The following is a 16,739-nucleotide window of genomic DNA, read 5'->3' as shown; positions in this document are numbered from 1 at the left end:
CAAAATATCACTAAGTTTATGTTTTACTTTTATTGCTTGGCGCGGATCTGTGACGCTTTCTAAATACGCGTAGATTTCGTACATCATGAACTCCCTTAATAGCTTTTCTTTTACTTTAACATAAATAAAGATACTAGGGAATTATTTATTTCATGCGTTTGTCGTGAGCTCCACGGTATCTCGTATGTCCTATAAATAACAATGATAGACAAGTTTATCATAACTTGTAATATATCCTTGTTTTAAGAAGTGAGTTGCTTATATCTCGTTAAATCTAAATCATCTTTTTTAATCAAAGTACCAAAGCCTTCACTGGTAAATAATTCAAAAATAAGTGAATTTTTCATACAACCATCTAACAACACTGCCTCGTTTAAACCATTTTGCATGGCGTATTTAATGGCCTCCAGTTTCGGAATCATGCCACCGGAAATTTTACCTGTCGCAATCAAGTGATCAATTTCTGACAGCGTCGTTTCTGGTAGAAAAGACGCTTCATCCGGAAAATTCGAATATAAGCCACGAACATCTGATAATAAAATAAAGCGTTCAGCCTGCAATTCTCCTGCAATCCGACTAGCCGCAGTATCCGCATTGACATTATAAATCTCGCCCGCCGCATCAACACCCGCTGTTGCAATGACTGGAATAGCCGTGGTTTTTGCAATCCGCTCAATAATCTCAGTATTAATTTTCGTGATATTCCCCACAAACCCCAGATCTTCAGACAGCTTCTCAACTTCAATCATCCGCCCATCAATGCCAGAGATACCAATCGCTTCCCCCCCTAGTCGTTGAATATCCCGAACCAGACTTTTATTCACCATGCCCGACAGGGCCGTCAACGCAAGCTCAGCGGTTTCCTCATCGGTGTAGCGCAAGCCATTGATGAACTTCGATTCTTTGCCGTACTTCTCGAGTAATTCATTAATGGCAGGCCCACCACCGTGCACGAGAACGACATTGATCCCCAGTGTCTTCAGTAGCAAAATATCACTCAGGACCGACTTTTTAATGGCGTCGTCCGTCATGGCATTGCCGCCGTATTTGATGACAACCGTCTGCCCCTGATACTTGAGCATGAAAGGTAGCGCCGCCGTCAGCGTTTCTGGTACATTCATAAAATTCCCTCCAATATCGCAACGCCGTCCGACAACTGCGCTTTCGTCATGACTAATGGTGGCAGAAGTCTGACAACGTCTTTGCCTGCGGACAAGACTAGGAGACCTTGGGCTCTGGCTTCTGACAAGACTTGTTGCAACTGAGTACCGTCAGTGAGTTGGATACCGACCATGAGTCCCAGATTTCTGATGGCTTTAACTGTTGGTTTGCTTGCTAATTTTTCCTTGAGCAGTACTTTGAGAAAATCTGCTTTATCAGTCACATCAGCTAAAAAGCCATCTGAAGTCAGTTCAGTCAAGACAGCCTTAGCACTTGCCATCGCTAATGGATTTCCGCCAAAAGTCGAGCCGTGTTTTCCGGCACTAAAACAATCTGCGTAGCAATTTTTAACCAACATGGCGCCAACTGGTAAACCATTGCCTAATCCTTTAGCCGTCGTGAAGATATCCGGTTGCAGTCCGAAATGTTCAAAGGCAAATAATTTACCGGTCCGACCATTACCTGTTTGGACTTCATCAACGATGAGCAGAATTCCCTGTTCTTGACAACTTTTGAGTGCTGCCGAAAATTCTGTTGTGATGGGCGTCACGCCACCTTCACCTTGGACGATTTCAAAAAGAATGGCACCTGTTTGAGGTGTGATTGATGCTTTTAGACTGTCGATATCGTTATAAATGGCTTTTGAGAAGCCTGATACCATTGGCAAAAAGCCGTTTTGGATTTTGTCCTGCATGGTAGCTGACATGGCGCCGAAAGTCCGACCGTGAAAGCCGTCTTCAAAGGCCAAAATTTCTTTGCCTGGTCTGATCAAACGGGCTAGTTTTAGCGCTGCTTCATTGGCTTCTGCGCCAGAGTTTGCGAAGAAAGCCTTGTAGTTATTGGCTTGGTCAAGTAAATCCGCCACTTCTTCTTGCAAAGGATTATTGTAGAGGTTAGAAAGATGGGCGAGGGCATCTACTTGTGCTTTGACAGCAGCTTTGCCCGCTTCAAAAGAATAGCCCAGGTTCATCACGCCAATGCCACTCGTGAAGTCTAAGTATTTTTTGCCAGTCTCATCAAATAGATAAACACCTTCGCCATGGGTAAAGGTCATGGGAATTCTAGTTCCGTAATTTTGGAGTAAATGTGTCATAGGCTTTTTTCTTTCTTAAGAATGGTAAAGGGCATTGATTTCAACGTATTTGTAGGTTAAATCACAGCCCCAAGCTGTTCCAGATTGTGTGCCATTGTTGAGATCTGCATCAATAATAACGACTTTTTCTTTGAGTTTTTCAGAGAGTTCTGCTTGGTCAAAATCAACAGGTGTTGAATGAAGTAAGACCAAATCACCTTGAATTTCCAACTCAATATCTGGGACGTCAAAAGGTGCGACTTGCCCAATTGCTGAAATCACGCGCCCCCAGTTAGGATCAGCACCAAAAATAGCTGTTTTAACAAGGCTAGAGCCCACGATCTGTTTGGCAATCAAACGTGCTGACAGCTCATCTGGTGCGCCAGTAACGTTGACCTCAATGAGTTTGGTTGCCCCTTCACCGTCTGCTGCGATTTTTTTCGCCAAGTCTTGACAGACAATTGCTAGAACAGTTTTGAAAGCTTGGTAATCTTCTGTATCGACTAGGATTTCAGCATTGTCAGCTTGACCATTTGCCATGACCAGCACCGTATCATTGGTAGACGTATCGCCGTCTACCGTGATTTGATTGAAAGTCGTTTCAATTATTTCTGATAGCATGTCCTGCAGCAAGGGTTGGGCGATTTTGGCATCGGTTGTGATGAATCCAAGCATGGTCGCCATATTGGGATGAATCATGCCTGAACCTTTGCAGACACCTGCAACCGTGACCGTTTTGCCTGCAATCTCAACTTCATAAGTCACTTCTTTTGTGACCAGATCAGTTGTCAAAATAGCCTCAGCGAAACCGTTGGTATGCCCATTTTCAGCAGATAATTTGGAAATGCCCAATGCGATTTTGTCCATGGGAAGTTGTTTGCCGATAACACCTGTTGAGCAAACCGCCACATGACTTGGGTTGAGGTCGAATTTTTCTGCCACCAAACGCTGCGTCGTTTTGGCATTGCAAACGCCTTCATCTCCCGTCACGGCGTTTGCAATGGCTGAGTTGACAATAATAGCTTGCGCCACGCCACCTGCGACCACTGCTTTATCCAGATCAATCGGCGCTGCAGCGACTTTATTTGTCGTAAAGACACCAGCAACTGCTGCGGGAACGTCTGAAAGGATGAGCCCTAAGTCCAGTTTTTGGAATTTAAGCTCTGCATGTGTGGCATCTGCCGTGAACCCCTTAGGTGAGGCGATATTTCCTTTGATTGCTTTAAATTTTGTCATGTTATAAAATCGGCACGAGGTCAAGCCCTGCTTTTTCGTCAAAACCGAAAAAGTGGTTCATATTCTGAATCGCTTGCCCTGCCGCTCCTTTCACGAGATTATCAATAACGGTCACAACCGTCAAGGTATTAGTCAGTTCATTATAGCCAAGGCCAATGTCGGTAAAATTTGTACCAACAACACTATGCAAATCAGGCAAGAGACCATCATTTAAGACTCTGACGAAGTATTTATCGTCATAAGTCTGGTGATAAGCCGCTACCACATCTGAGAAGGTGATTCCCTCAGCTAATTTGGCATAGGTTGAAACAAAAATCCCACGATTGACCGGAATCAGAGACGTTGAAAATTGGATTGGTTTAGCATTGACATTCCAAGAGACTAATTTGTTAAAGATTTCCGGTATGTGTTGGTGCTGATTAAGTTTGTAGAGACTGACATTTTCGTTAGCATTAACGTAATGACTGCTGTCGGTCAATTTCTTACCTGCACCTGACAAACCTGATTTGGCATCGATGATGACACTGTCTAGCTGAATCAGGTTGGCTTGATAAAGCGGTGCTAGGCTTAATAGCGTTGCAGTCGCATAACAGCCGGGATTAGAGATGTAAGGTTGCGTCGGTCGGTCAAAATCAGCTAAGACATAATCCGCTTTTGATAATAAATTTTTATGGACGGCTGTTTTTTTGTACCATTTTTCATATTGCGCTGGAATTTTCAAACGGAAATCACCTGACAAATCGACAACTGGAAAGTCTGCTGCGATGAAATCTGTTGCTATCTCTGCTGCAATGCCAGCTGGTGTCGCAAAGAAAACCAAATCTGCTGTAGCCATGATTTCATTAGACGAAAAGGTCTTGATGGTCAAAGCTGCATATTTTGGAAAATTAATCAGTTTTGGGAAAAGGTCTGTTAATTTGACGCCGATATTTGACGTGCCAAAGACATTGACGATTTCAGCGTCTGGATGGCTATGGAGCAGTCTCAGCAATTCTAATCCTGAGTATCCCGAGATACCGATGATAGCTATTTTTTTCATAAGCGTTATCCTTTAATTGAATATATACACAATAATAATGTATATTTTTTCATTTGTCAAGTGGAATGTAGTTCGTTTTGCAAATTTATGCAAGATTTTGTTTAAACTAAACTTGCTAAATGTTTCATGACTTTATCGTTATCTTGATTTTCTAATTCTTGAATCACATGTAAATAGGTGGATTGTGTTGTTGTCATGTTAGCATGACCTAATCTCCGAGCCACCGAAGCAACACTGACACCTGCATATAATAGCAGGGAGGCATGTGTATGCCGTAACCCATGAATTGAGATAATCGAGACACCTGAACGTTTGCATAAACGTTCCAAGTAGTGATTCAAAGTATCATTGTAGACTTTTTTATCTTTGACAAATATAGGTTCATCTACTGCCATTTTTTTAGTCAGTTGGGAAAATTGAATCACAGTCTGCCAATCCAACGGGACTTTTCTCACAGAGGATTTATTCTTAGTCGGTGCAAAGCCTGATTCGACACTTTTATAATCCCAAGTTTTATTAATCGTCACATATTGATGGGCAAAATCAAAATCACCAGGCGTTAACCCTAAGGCTTCTGAAAATCTTAAGCCTGTTTTAGCGATTAACAAAATAAAGTAATCCCAATTCAAGCCTTCATCAAGTACCAAATTATTCAAAACTGCTTGAAGTTCAAATTGATTTAAAAATTTTGTCTTATGCTTACGTTGTTGTGTTCCTTTGATAATCGCTTTTCGTGTCGGATCCCGATGAATCAATTGTTCTTCTAGGGCATCAATGAGTGAACTGCGAATATGCCGATGAAAATCAAGCACGGTCTGACGCTCATGCGTTTTAGCATAATCATTTAATAATTGCTGATAAGCCAAACGCGAGAGCTCATCCAAGGACAAGTCAGGCACTAGTCGCTGTAAATTCTTATGCGTCAACTTATATTTGGCATAAGTCACCTCACGCACTGCATCTTTCTTGTACAACTCCATCCATTGCTTAAAATAAGCGTGTAACTTGATTTGTGTCATTTCAACACCTCCATTTTTATTTGAAGTATAATAACTAGGCAAAGCCATTCTTACTATACAACATCATTATACAGGGACGCAAAATAAAAAACCTGCTCAAAAACAAGAGCAAGTTTTCATACTTAAAATTCACCATAAATGGATTTTGTGACAAACAAATAATTCAATAAATCATTTTCTAGATCATTTTTATAGCGTAAAGCTGGAAGACCCCCCATAGCATTTTCCAGATTTTGATACCAGTCAGATTTCACATAATCATTACTGCTCTTTAATTCATCCAAATAGTTGATTACCTTGTCGCCAACATGATAATGCTGATAAACTTTCAGTAAGATTTTCTGATCAATAGCCCAAGTTTTTGCATAGGCACCTAATGAATCTTGACCAGTTTTGATTCTGAAGGCCTGATAATTATCCGCAACACTGAGGTGATTATCAAGTTTATCTACTGTTACCACGTCAGTCATAAATTTCTCGAGTAATTCGGCATTGTCATTATCACCAAAGGTACGCAATTTTTGAATCGCATCAGTGATTAAACGTTCATTTTCAGCATTATTAGCATCACTTTGATCCAACTGTCCAGACGGTGTTGTCAATTTACCAATCAATCTAATAATCTCAGAGAAAGTAATATCCTGCGTATCAATCAGCTGTGTACCACCGACAAGATCCGCAATTTCGTCTTCTGGACCATCCTCTATTTTTGGTTTCAAATTTTGGTAGGCGCCCAAATATTTCAGCCAGGTTTCTTCTGAAAAAGCTAGCGCTTTAGTTCCAGTTCCCAGCCAATCAAATTCATAGTATTGCTGGAGCAAGTTCAGTTTTTTAGCCACCTGCCTAAAGGCGATGATAAAATCAGTTTGCTCAGGCTCAACATCTTTTATATCTAACCATCTTTCAGGATAAGCTAGACTTTCTTGTAAGGTTTCAAAAAGTGGCACCATTTGTTTCACAACAACTGCATACTCGTCAACAATGACGCGTGAACTTGTCCCACCTGATCCATATAATTTTAACGCTTTTTCAAGGGCATATCTTGATTTAGCTGGATACTGAAAATTCACAATCGTCCCAAATTCTTTATCCTCACCATAAATCCGGTTAGTCCGAGAATAAGCCTGAATCAAGCCTTGTAGTTTTAAATCCCGATCAACATATAGAGTGTTTAATAGTTTCGAATCATATCCTGTTAGCAGACGATCAGCAACAATTAGGAGATCAATATTTTTTTCATTGTTGGCATGTCCTCCATTTTTAAATACCGCTGTAATATCGCTAAAGAAACCACTTTCACCATTATCAGGCTTAGCAGCATCAACTTGATATAGGGGATGTCCCATCTCATGCCAATCTTGAAAAATAGTGGCGAGGTTGTCTTTATCTTTTTGACCTAAATCAGTATTCTCATTACCCGTTGAGAATGTCGCAGTTATATTGAGCTTAAGATCACTCCCTGCTAACTGTTTTTTAAATTCATCATAATAAGCGATCACACGTTGTTTACGTGCAACAGTTAAAAGCCCATTAAACTTATGACTGACTTTTTTCCCGTTAACACCGCCTTTTGAGTGTTTCTCCCAGTTCTCAATGATACTCTTGACCACTTGAGGGATATGCAGTTCATCATGGTATTCCAGGACATTTTCTAACTCGGCACGGCCAATATTAATGCCATCTTTATCCGTTTTTCTATCATTTTCCAATTGCAAAGCATAACGGGCAAGTTCATCATCAGATCGTTTATTTAAAGGATCCGCTTTTTCATGCGCAAGCCATTTTTCTTTTAACAGACTGTAGCTACCGATTTCACCTGTATCAATATAATCTACGTGAAAACCAAGTACATTTTTATCTTTAATCGCTTCGTCAATTGTATAACGATGCAATTCTTTACCAAACATATCCTCAGTTGTTTTCATACGCTCAGAATATTCATTGACAAAGCCAACAGTGTTACTTTCATCAAACAAAGGAGTGCCTGTAAAGCCGAAGAATAAGGTATTTCTCAAGGCAGACTTGATCGTTTGCATCATCTCGCCCATTGTCGTACGGTGTGCTTCATCCACAATCACCGCCATTCTTTTTTTTAGGATAGACTTATCATCACCATTTTCCTGAAGCTCTTTAATGACGTTATTGAGTTTGAAGGTCGTCGCAACAACCACACCTTTTAAAGACGTACTGAGACTTTCACGCAAATCATGCGTATGCGGTGAATCGCTGACTTCGATCGTCTCATACTGGGAATAGGCTTTAAAATTCTTAGAGGTTTGGGCATCCAAATCTTTTCTATCAAGTAAAAAGATGACTTTGTCAAATGTCTTAGACAAGGATAAGGCTGCCTTAAAAGAGGTGATTGTTTTTCCAGAACCAGTCGTATGCCAGACAAAACCACCATGCGGAACGTGCGTCGCAACATCTTTACCAGCAGCAGCATACTCAATTGCTCTTAAGGCTTCAACCTGATAAGGTCGCATCAGCATATGGTACTGATTTTTCGAATCACGTGTATCTTCATTGATAATCAGATAATCCCCTACCATTTGATGAGCCATCGGGATACGCAATAGCGTCTTGACAACATCTGTCATGCTGTTGATACTTTGATTTTTCGAATCAGCCCAATGAAATTGGAAGGCTGGATTAAAGGCTTCCAAGGTTTTAGGTGTCGCAAAATAACGCGTGTCAATATCAGTCATGATGACCATCATCTGTGAAAAAGCAAAAAAGTTATTGGTATATTCACCCTCTTGATAATAACGTCTAAATTGTCCAAACGCCTCATCCGCGTTTTTATCAACGCGTTTTTGCTCAATATTGATGAGTGGCAATCCGTTGATTAAGAGTAAAATATCAAAGCGATTGCGGTCATTTTCAGTCCAAACTTCACGCGCGAGCTGATAAACGGTATCTCCACCATTGACTTTAGCTTTTTCAAAGATGCGTAAGGTGATACTATCATGGGTGATACCTGCTAGGTTGTTGTCTCGAATAATCCCATCTATTTTACCTACACCATTTTCAGAAGCCAGCAGTTTAGCTGCTTGATAAGAATTTTCAAGGGTATTAACTTTTGATAAAACTTGCTGAAATTCAGCATCCGTCAAGTCATGCCCCTCTAATTCCTTAGTGTTTTGTTGATTTAAAATATGGCGCCAATTATCAATCAAAGTCTGATAAGTGACTTTATGCTTCGTGCCATCTAAAAAATCAGGTGCAGTCCAAGACTTAACATTATCATATTTACCAGTCAAACCGCGCACTGTCGCCTCTTGAAATGCTTCTTCGGCTAAATTTTTATTCTGAATCATATCACTTATCTTTCTTAAAATATTTTTGATTATATGGAAAATCCTTGTAATTGCAGGGGAAAATCGCTTATTTTGCTTATGCTCATTAACAGTAATCAGGTTATCTAGTTGCTTGAAAAACTCTCCGATTTTGGTTTGTTCTCTTTTAGATGGTAAAATAATTTTAATTTTAGACATGGCAGAGGCATTTAATTTTGCCCTTCCTCCACCGACTAATAAATCTTTTAGGTTTGATAATTTAATTGCGTATACTAAAAATTTGTTGTCTATTATTTCTATTCCTGAGAGTACGTGAACATGATTGTTAGCCCATATATGACCCTTTACGAACAAAACAGGATAGTTTTTTAAATCATTTGCGCCATCCTCAGCAACTAATACAAATTCGCCTTCATGAGTATAACCTTCAACGTAATCTTGAATTCCATTAGCGCCATAATAGGGTACGTCACCAAAAACTCTATGTGAGGCAGTAACAGGGATTCTTTTATTATCAAAATTAACTACCAAATCACCTAGCTCACACTTCACCCAAGCGTAAACGCAAGAAATTAATAACTAGTAACATTACGCTTGGGTGAAGTGTACTTTAGGTGATGTATTAAATTATGAACAGCCAACTAAATATATTGTCGATAGTGCAGATTATAATGACGCAAATCCCATACCAGTTTTGACTGCTGGGCAAAGTTTTATTTTAGGTTATACTGATGAAAAAAGTGGAATCAAAGTCGCAACTCCACTAGTTCCTGTAATAATATTTGATGATTTTACAACAAGTTCACATTATGTTGATTTTTCTTTTAAAGTCAAAAGTTCAGCTATGAAATTACTTGGTTTAAAAAAAGAAAATTATGATTTTTATTTCATCTTTAATGTATTAAAAAATATTAATTATATTCCAGAAAGTCATGAACGACATTGGATTTCTAAATTTTCAAAACTTCAGGTCATGTTATCAGATATTGAAGAACAAATAAAAATAGGAGAGTTTTTCAAACACCTAGACGACCTGATTACTGTTAATGAGCATAAGCTTTTTAACAGTATATTATCAAGTTAATACCATCATTTCGTAACAATTTTATGAAATCAAAGTGCTTATCTCATAAAAATGGTTTGTATAAACCAATATTTGTAAAAATTTACTTCAAATAATCAGGATTATTTAGTTGAATGATAATCCAAACCAAAAACTTTACGTTGTTTTTTATTCGCTTCATCTGCTAAAAACTTCATAAATGTTTTTAACTCTTTATTTGTCGCATTCTGAGATAGTTGAGAGTAACTATCTCCATACTTATCAACAATTTGTTGTACTTTTTCTCTTTCAGTCATGTAAATTTTCCTCCAAATAGGCTTTCGTATAAAGTTCTGGTAGTATCATTTGAATATTTTCTGTATCAGCATGTGTTTCAGAAATCTGGTTTTGAAAATCTTTGAACAAGATGTTGATTTCAACTTGATCTCTGAATTTTTCTTTTACTTTAATCAGATTATGTCGTGCCATAAAATAAGCATTAATAAAGCGCTCTTTTGGAACATTTCTGCCCTCTACTTTTTCACGTTGTTTGACGAATTCCCAGGCTATCATTGGATCTTGATAAACATAATATATCGAAACATTGTAGTTCCGTTTTAATACTCTCTCAATATTTTTACTAGCAGAAGCTAGGGCGAAAGTACCGTCTAAGAGTAAAGAATAGCCCTCATCAGAAGCACGGTTGAAAATATCTCCCACTAACCAAGAAGCGCCTGACTGAAATTCACTAGAATTAGCACCGTTATAAGTCGGAAACCCCTCACGAAAGCGATCAGCATCAATAATAACCATATTCTGATAAAAAGATAGCAACTCTGTCGCGACCTCTGTTTTACCTGCTCCTGGGCTGCCAGCCATAAAAATAGCATCTTTTGTTGACCCAATGTGTTTGCCCGCTATCACATGACTGTAAAAATCATCTTTATGTTCTTTTGCATACTCTCTTGAATCCAAATGTCACCCTCTTTCAATCATTTATGATAAAAAATGTTCAAAATCTATACAAACATGTCTTTTAGATACGATTTTTTAAGTTCTTTTAACTTATTTAGTTCACGCTCATTAACAGTAATCAGGTTGTCTAGTTGTTTGAAAAACTCTCCGATTTTACGTTGCTCATCTATATTTGGAATTACTATTTGTTTGGACTCCATGTCCGTTTTTGTAATGTGTATCATTGTTGAACCATTAGAATTTGCAATAATTTTCGCTCGATCAGCATCTAAAATTTGTAAAACAAATTTTTTATCTATCTCTTCAGACAGTACAACTTTCCAGATATGATAGTGATAGATTACTTTTTCGCCACTCCAAATATGCGGACCAAATGTTGCGGACCATGTATAGATTAAATCACCATTATCAATATATTTATTATCTGGTAATTCCAAATCAGAATAATACCAGCTGTCATTTGTATAAAAATTTCCGACACGGAGAATTTTATATTTACCACTATCAAGCATTTCTTCTTGTTTATAAGCTCTTCCATTAACAAAAGTAACAACTTTACCTAATTCACACTTCACCCAAGCGTCAGCATAACCAGGAAATCTTAATTCTGGAATATCTGACCCATTTTTAGGAAACATTTTTTCAAGGTAGGATTTTTTCAAATCTTTAAGCTTATTTAACTCACGCTCATTAACAGTAATCAGGTTGTCTAGGTGCTTGAAAAACTCTCCAATTTTGGTTTGTTCTTCAACTAAAGGAAAATAAATTTCAACGCTAGAAATATCATTTGAATTTATTGATTCAAACGTTGAACCAGAGCTAACTGTTGACCAGTAACCTGATAAATGTAATTTAGTTAGATATTGAAATAGAAATTCATTTCCTTTAATTCCTGCTACACCACGTCCTAAGACTATTGAATACTGAGTTTTTCCAATATCTCCGACAGGCGCCCTAACGCTCAGTATCAAATCATTGGGTTCAGCTTCTTTAGTAACTTGCGTTGTCCATATGCGAGGATAAACCCAACCATTTTTTAAGTCAGCATTTCCTTGTACTAAAATTTTAGAGTTTTGTATAGGTCTTTCAATGTAATTATTTGAATCAGGTGATTGACCCATTACAATATTTACTTTTTTTCCCAACTCACACTTCACCCAAGCATCAGTATACCCAGGAAATCTCAACCGAGGGACGTTCTTATTTTGATCACCCATAGTTCACCCCTCTATCAATTGTGCCATCATGCTTTGTAGCTCTGCTTCAAGCGCTTTTTTCTGAGCTTGAATATCCTGCAATGTATCGCTATAACGATCAATGAGTGTGCTGAGTTGGTCAAGTTCTGAGTCTATGGCGTTGTCAAGCAACTTAATCATATCCACTTCAAATGAACCAAACCATTTTTCAAGGAGAAGTGTTTTGACTTCATCTTCTGTTAGATTAGCATAGCGAGCAATGGTCATCTCATCTAATGCTTCTGCTGCTTTTTTCAAAGTACGGTTAGCATCACTTTTCAGTTTATCAGCGGCGGTAAACGCTTTTAACCAAGTCAATACATCATCTTCAGATGTTTTATCATAGTCCTTCAAGTCTGATTTAATATTGTTCTTCTGAACTTTACCCTCTTCATAGTAAGCTTCTAAATCAGCATTTGACTGTCCCTCTTCGACTAAGGTATTATAGGCTTCATCAGCTTCATCTGCAGCTTGTTGCAGTTGTGTCACGTCCTGCAATTCATCTATAAAAAGAACTTTTTGAACAAGCGTTTTGGGTATCACACGCCCATTACGGCCTATCACTTTCCCTTTATTATTAGTCTCTGTCACCACTTCTTGACCAGTTTGGATCAAGCCGAACTTTTGGATCAATTCCGTATCTTGTGTTAAAAATGCTGTCCAAAGATTTGCGACAACCTGATATGCTGCATACTGATCCACAATATCATCAATTTTCAGCGCTTGCTGAGCGTCACGGGACATCTCAAATTTCAAGGCTTCAAGTGACAGCTCAGGTGCTAGGTTAATCAAACGCGCAAACCATTTCTCAACAAAGGCCGAAATACTTGTCTGATAAGCATTTTTACTGGCGATCACTTCATGTGCCTGATAAATGGACTTGCGCAAAACTTCTTTATCAATGTTAGCTTGCAGGTAGCCAGGTCTGATGACATCAAACGAGGCATTCAATTCTGCTTTGGCTAATTGATTAATAACATGTAAATTTTCAAGTGCATATGCAGGGACACCACCTTTTAAATGACCGTCTACATCTTGAACATCTTCCTGTGTAATGGACTCGACATAACGCGGAATGTTAAGGTTCCAATCATTTTCACGAATCTCATCGAGGGAAGCTAGATGACTAAAGCCAGGAATCTCATCACGAGTTTTGACTGTATCGACAATCTTAGCAATGTCACGCTCACGCAACTTGTTTTGCTTGCCATCTTTGACGAACCCATCAGATGCGTCAATAATCAGCACCTTATCTCCATTGTTTCTATTTTTCTTAAGCACCATGACGATAACTGGGATACTTGTATTTGTAAATAAGGTTGAAGGCATACCGATAATAATATCAATCTGATTGCGTTTGAGCAGATTTTGACGAATCATCGCTTCATCGCCACCACGGAATAGCACCCCATGTGGTAAGACAATCGCCATTGTCCCTTCATTATCAAGGTGATAAAGACCATGAAGTAGAAAAGCGAAATCAGCTTTTGTCTTGGGGGCAAGCGCACCATAATCTTGATAACGTGGATCTGTCAAAGTAGCTTGCTCATAAGCGCTATCATCCCCCTTGCTCCAGTTATGCGAATAAGGTGGATTCATGACTACTGCATCAAACTGTTTACTTTGTTGCGGATTCCGCTCATCTTCTGGCCAATCTTCTCTCAAAGTGTCACCATTGTTGATAGTCATATGGTCAGGCTGAACGCCATGGAGCAAGAGATTCATCCGTGTGAGGTTAAAAGTCGCAGTATTGTATTCTTGACCATAATAACGCAACAGTGTTCTATTTTCAGTATCTAGATGCTTAGCAACTGTTAAAAGAAGCGAGCCAGAACCAACAGTTGGGTCATAGATAGTTTTGATACTATCAGTAGTACTCGTGATGACTTGCGCCATGACCTCTGAAACTTGACGAGGCGTGTAGAATTCTCCCGCTTTCTTCCCTGACTCCATGCCAAATTGGCCGACTAGATACTCATAGGCATCACCAAGAACGTCCGTTTTTTGCAGCTCTGCCATGTCTAAGTCAGCAAATAATTTGATCAATGCGCGTAAATTTTTATTACGTGCATTCAAATCGCCACCCAAATCAGGACTATCAACATTCATGGAACTAAATAAACCATCAAAATCATGTCGATTACTTGACCCTTGAATATTTCGATTGAAGTTATTGATCGCATCTTTGATATTTTGGACTTCAAAAGTATTATTCTCTATTTTTTTGATCCAGGTTTGATACAAATCCTCCGGCTGAACATAATAGCCAAGTGTTGAAATCAATGCTGCATTGACCTGAACACGCATATCATCAGCTGCTAAATATTGTTCATAAGCTTCTTCACTAGGAATTTCTGCATATTCCGAAAAAGATGCTAGCGTTTTATCACTCAGAAATTTATAAAACATAATCCCAAGCATATAGTCTTTATATTTCGAAGCATCCATTGAGCCACGTAGCTGTTCAGCACCATCCCAAAGGCGGGCATATAAATCTTGATTTGTTTGAATCGTCATTTTGTCTCCTAGACACAATTTTTTCACTATTTGAAATCCGTAGAATACTGCTATTTTACGGTTTTTCCCATCTTCTATTATACAATAAATCACCACAATTAATCGAAAAAAACGCATTGCTGCGAATTTTCAATAGATTATTCATCATCCATACTCAAAACGCTCAAGAAAGCTTCTTGTGGCACTTCGACAGAACCGATGGACTTCATGCGTTTCTTACCTTTTTTCTGTTTCTCGAGGAGTTTGCGTTTCCGAGAAATATCACCACCGTAACATTTGGCGAGGACGTTTTTACGTAGGGCTTTGATATCGCTACGGGCGACAATTTTTTGCCCAATGGCGGCTTGAATTGGAACTTCAAATTGTTGACGTGGGATGATTTTCTTGAGTTTGTCCACGATAATTTTACCACGTTCGTAGGCAAATTCTTTATGGACGATGAAACTCAAGGCATCGACACGTTCACCGTTAAGCATGATATCCATCTTAACAAGAGAACTCTTACGGTATTCCGAAATTTCATAGTCAAAGCTGGCATAACCTTTGGTACTTGATTTCAGCTTATCGAAAAAGTCGAACACAATTTCTGACAATGGCATTTGATAAATCACGTTGACGCGATTTTCATCCAGATAATCCATGGTCACAAAATCCCCACGTTTACGCTGTGCTAACTCCATTACGGCACCAACATAGTCTTGAGGGACCATAATTTGTGCTTTGACAAAAGGTTCTTCAATATTATCAACACGTGTCGGATCAGGAAATTCAGAGGGATTGGCTACTTCTAATACTTCACCATCTGTCGTATTGATATGATAGACCACACTTGGGGCTGTCATGATCAAATCAATATTGAATTCACGTTCCAAACGTTCCTGAATGACATCCATGTGCAGCAAACCGAGGAAACCACAACGGAAACCAAATCCGAGGGCTTGAGATGTTTCAGGCTCAAACTGAAGACTGGCATCGTTAAGCTGCAATTTATCCAAGGCTTCACGCAAATCATTGTATTTATTCGATTCAATCGGATAAATACCCGCAAAGACCATCGGATTTAACTGTTTGTAGCCATGTAATGGTTCTTCAGCAGGATTATCCGCCAAGGTAATGGTATCACCGACACGCGTATCGGCAACTGTCTTAATGGCAGCAGCGATATAGCCAACGTCACCTGTTGCTAAGAAGTCACGACCAACTGTTTTAGGCGTGAAAATACCAACTTCTGTGACATCAAAGGTCTTGCCATTGCTCATGAGCTGAATTTTGTCGCCAGGTTTGACGATGCCATCCATGACCCGAACTTGAAGAATAACGCCACGATAGGCATCATAAACTGAGTCAAAAATCAAAGCTTTCAGAGGATTATCGACAGAGCCTTGCGGTGCTGGTACCTTTTCAACAATTTGCTCCAAGATTTCTTCAATCCCGATGCCAGCTTTAGCTGATGCCAAAACCGCCTCTGAGGCATCTAAACCAATCACATCTTCAATTTCCGCGCGAACACGTTCTGGATCTGCTGCTGGCAAGTCAATTTTATTGATAACCGGCAAGATTTCAAGGTCATTGTCCAAGGCCAAATAAACATTGGCAAGGGTTTGAGCTTCGATTCCTTGCGCCGCATCCACAACTAAAATCGCACCCTCACAAGCCGCAAGAGAACGTGACACTTCATAAGTAAAATCGACGTGTCCGGGCGTGTCGATCAAATGGAAGGTATAATCTTCACCATTCTTAGCTGCATAATTCAGCTCAATCGCATTCAGCTTGATTGTAATCCCACGCTCACGCTCCAAATCCATCGAATCTAGAAGTTGTGCTTGCATTTCACGCGCCGTTACCGTTTTGGTTTGCTCCAAAATACGGTCAGCCAGCGTCGACTTCCCGTGGTCAATATGGGCAATAATCGAAAAATTTCGAATATTTTTTTGCCGTGTTTTAATTTCATTTAAGTCTATCGTCATAAGCTTTATTTTACCATATTTTCCCCAAATAAAAAACCTGTCGCAACTACACGGTCGTTTCATAAATTTTTCAAGACAGACCGCAAGATGTCCTCATTTATCAGACACTTAAGGATATTCTGCTTCAAATAATTACGATGAGCTAAAATAGCGAGTTTTCTAAAAACATTTAAAGTTTTT

General features: G+C 39.1%; 12 protein-coding genes. 1 reads left to right on the top strand and 11 read right to left on the bottom strand.

What is annotated here, in order from left to right; genetic code table 11:
- Positions 1–242: 242 nt before the first annotated feature.
- The 6 genes from argB to ACYQ21_RS11525 form a co-directional block, all read right to left on the bottom strand.
- Positions 243–1,121, bottom strand: coding sequence for an acetylglutamate kinase (gene argB / locus ACYQ21_RS11550; protein ID WP_460058575.1), 879 nt, complete (start codon positions 1,119–1,121; stop codon positions 243–245).
- Entirely contained in the window at positions 1,118–2,254 is a 1,137-nt protein-coding gene (locus ACYQ21_RS11545) for an acetylornithine transaminase (RefSeq protein ID WP_460058574.1), read from the bottom strand. Before ACYQ21_RS11545 ends, argB begins: the two co-directional genes overlap by 4 nt.
- A gap of 15 nt (positions 2,255–2,269) precedes the next feature.
- Positions 2,270–3,469: a bifunctional glutamate N-acetyltransferase/amino-acid acetyltransferase ArgJ gene (gene argJ / locus ACYQ21_RS11540; protein WP_460058573.1), complete on the bottom strand. Its 1,200-nt coding sequence runs from the start codon at positions 3,467–3,469 to the stop codon at positions 2,270–2,272.
- 1 nt (position 3,470) lies between these two features.
- Positions 3,471–4,508 carry an N-acetyl-gamma-glutamyl-phosphate reductase gene (gene argC, locus ACYQ21_RS11535; protein WP_460058572.1) on the bottom strand — a complete coding sequence of 346 codons (1,038 nt, stop codon included), beginning with the start codon at positions 4,506–4,508 and terminating at the stop codon, positions 3,471–3,473.
- A 101-nt stretch (positions 4,509–4,609) separates the two neighbouring features.
- Positions 4,610–5,527 carry a site-specific integrase gene (locus ACYQ21_RS11530; RefSeq protein ID WP_460058571.1) on the bottom strand — a complete coding sequence of 306 codons (918 nt, stop codon included), beginning with the start codon at positions 5,525–5,527 and terminating at the stop codon, positions 4,610–4,612.
- Between the two features lie 122 nt (positions 5,528–5,649).
- Entirely contained in the window at positions 5,650–9,375 is a 3,726-nt protein-coding gene (locus ACYQ21_RS11525) for a type I restriction endonuclease subunit R, EcoR124 family (RefSeq protein ID WP_460058570.1), read from the bottom strand.
- 46 nt (positions 9,376–9,421) lie between these two features.
- Here ACYQ21_RS11525 and ACYQ21_RS11520 point away from each other — a divergent pair, with 46 nt between their 5' ends.
- A complete protein-coding gene (locus ACYQ21_RS11520; RefSeq protein ID WP_460058569.1) occupies positions 9,422–9,907 on the top strand; it encodes a restriction endonuclease subunit S in 486 nt (161 codons plus the stop codon).
- Positions 9,908–10,008: 101 nt separating this feature from the next.
- Here the strand turns inward: ACYQ21_RS11520 and ACYQ21_RS11515 are convergent, their stop codons facing one another.
- From ACYQ21_RS11515 to lepA, 5 genes are all read right to left on the bottom strand, one after another.
- The gene (locus ACYQ21_RS11515; RefSeq protein ID WP_167841382.1) at positions 10,009–10,182 is read right to left on the bottom strand and encodes a hypothetical protein; all 174 of its coding nucleotides are present in this window, start codon (positions 10,180–10,182) and stop codon (positions 10,009–10,011) included.
- Positions 10,175–10,840, bottom strand: coding sequence for a zeta toxin family protein (locus tag ACYQ21_RS11510; protein ID WP_460058568.1), 666 nt, complete (start codon positions 10,838–10,840; stop codon positions 10,175–10,177). Before ACYQ21_RS11510 ends, ACYQ21_RS11515 begins: the two co-directional genes overlap by 8 nt.
- Before the next feature lie 44 nt (positions 10,841–10,884).
- Positions 10,885–12,057 carry a restriction endonuclease subunit S gene (locus tag ACYQ21_RS11505; protein ID WP_460058567.1) on the bottom strand — a complete coding sequence of 391 codons (1,173 nt, stop codon included), beginning with the start codon at positions 12,055–12,057 and terminating at the stop codon, positions 10,885–10,887.
- 3 nt (positions 12,058–12,060) lie between these two features.
- Positions 12,061–14,592: a type I restriction-modification system subunit M gene (locus tag ACYQ21_RS11500; RefSeq protein ID WP_460058566.1), complete on the bottom strand. Its 2,532-nt coding sequence runs from the start codon at positions 14,590–14,592 to the stop codon at positions 12,061–12,063.
- A 137-nt stretch (positions 14,593–14,729) separates the two neighbouring features.
- Complete coding sequence (gene lepA / locus ACYQ21_RS11495) at positions 14,730–16,559, bottom strand: translation elongation factor 4 (protein WP_460058565.1); 1,830 nt, start codon at positions 16,557–16,559, stop codon at positions 14,730–14,732.
- Positions 16,560–16,739 lie beyond the last annotated feature (180 nt).

This window comes from Pseudolactococcus yaeyamensis, from assembly GCF_054658615.1.
The sequence above is the reverse complement of the archived record's forward strand: the minus strand, read 5'-3'. Positions and strand labels throughout refer to the sequence as shown.

What these genes read in the sequence shown, in the direction of transcription:
- argB (WP_460058575.1), bottom strand. Translation starts at nt 1,121, where the DNA reads ATGAATGTACCAGAAACGCTGACGGCGGCGCTACCTTTCATGCTCAAG.
- ACYQ21_RS11545 (WP_460058574.1), bottom strand. Translation starts at nt 2,254, where the DNA reads ATGACACATTTACTCCAAAATTACGGAACTAGAATTCCCATGACCTTT.
- argJ (WP_460058573.1), bottom strand. Translation starts at nt 3,469, where the DNA reads ATGACAAAATTTAAAGCAATCAAAGGAAATATCGCCTCACCTAAGGGG.
- argC (WP_460058572.1), bottom strand. Translation starts at nt 4,508, where the DNA reads ATGAAAAAAATAGCTATCATCGGTATCTCGGGATACTCAGGATTAGAA.
- ACYQ21_RS11530 (WP_460058571.1), bottom strand. Translation starts at nt 5,527, where the DNA reads ATGACACAAATCAAGTTACACGCTTATTTTAAGCAATGGATGGAGTTG.
- ACYQ21_RS11515 (WP_167841382.1), bottom strand. Translation starts at nt 10,182, where the DNA reads ATGACTGAAAGAGAAAAAGTACAACAAATTGTTGATAAGTATGGAGAT.
- ACYQ21_RS11505 (WP_460058567.1), bottom strand. Translation starts at nt 12,057, where the DNA reads ATGGGTGATCAAAATAAGAACGTCCCTCGGTTGAGATTTCCTGGGTAT.
- ACYQ21_RS11500 (WP_460058566.1), bottom strand. Translation starts at nt 14,592, where the DNA reads ATGACGATTCAAACAAATCAAGATTTATATGCCCGCCTTTGGGATGGT.
- lepA (WP_460058565.1), bottom strand. Translation starts at nt 16,559, where the DNA reads ATGACGATAGACTTAAATGAAATTAAAACACGGCAAAAAAATATTCGA.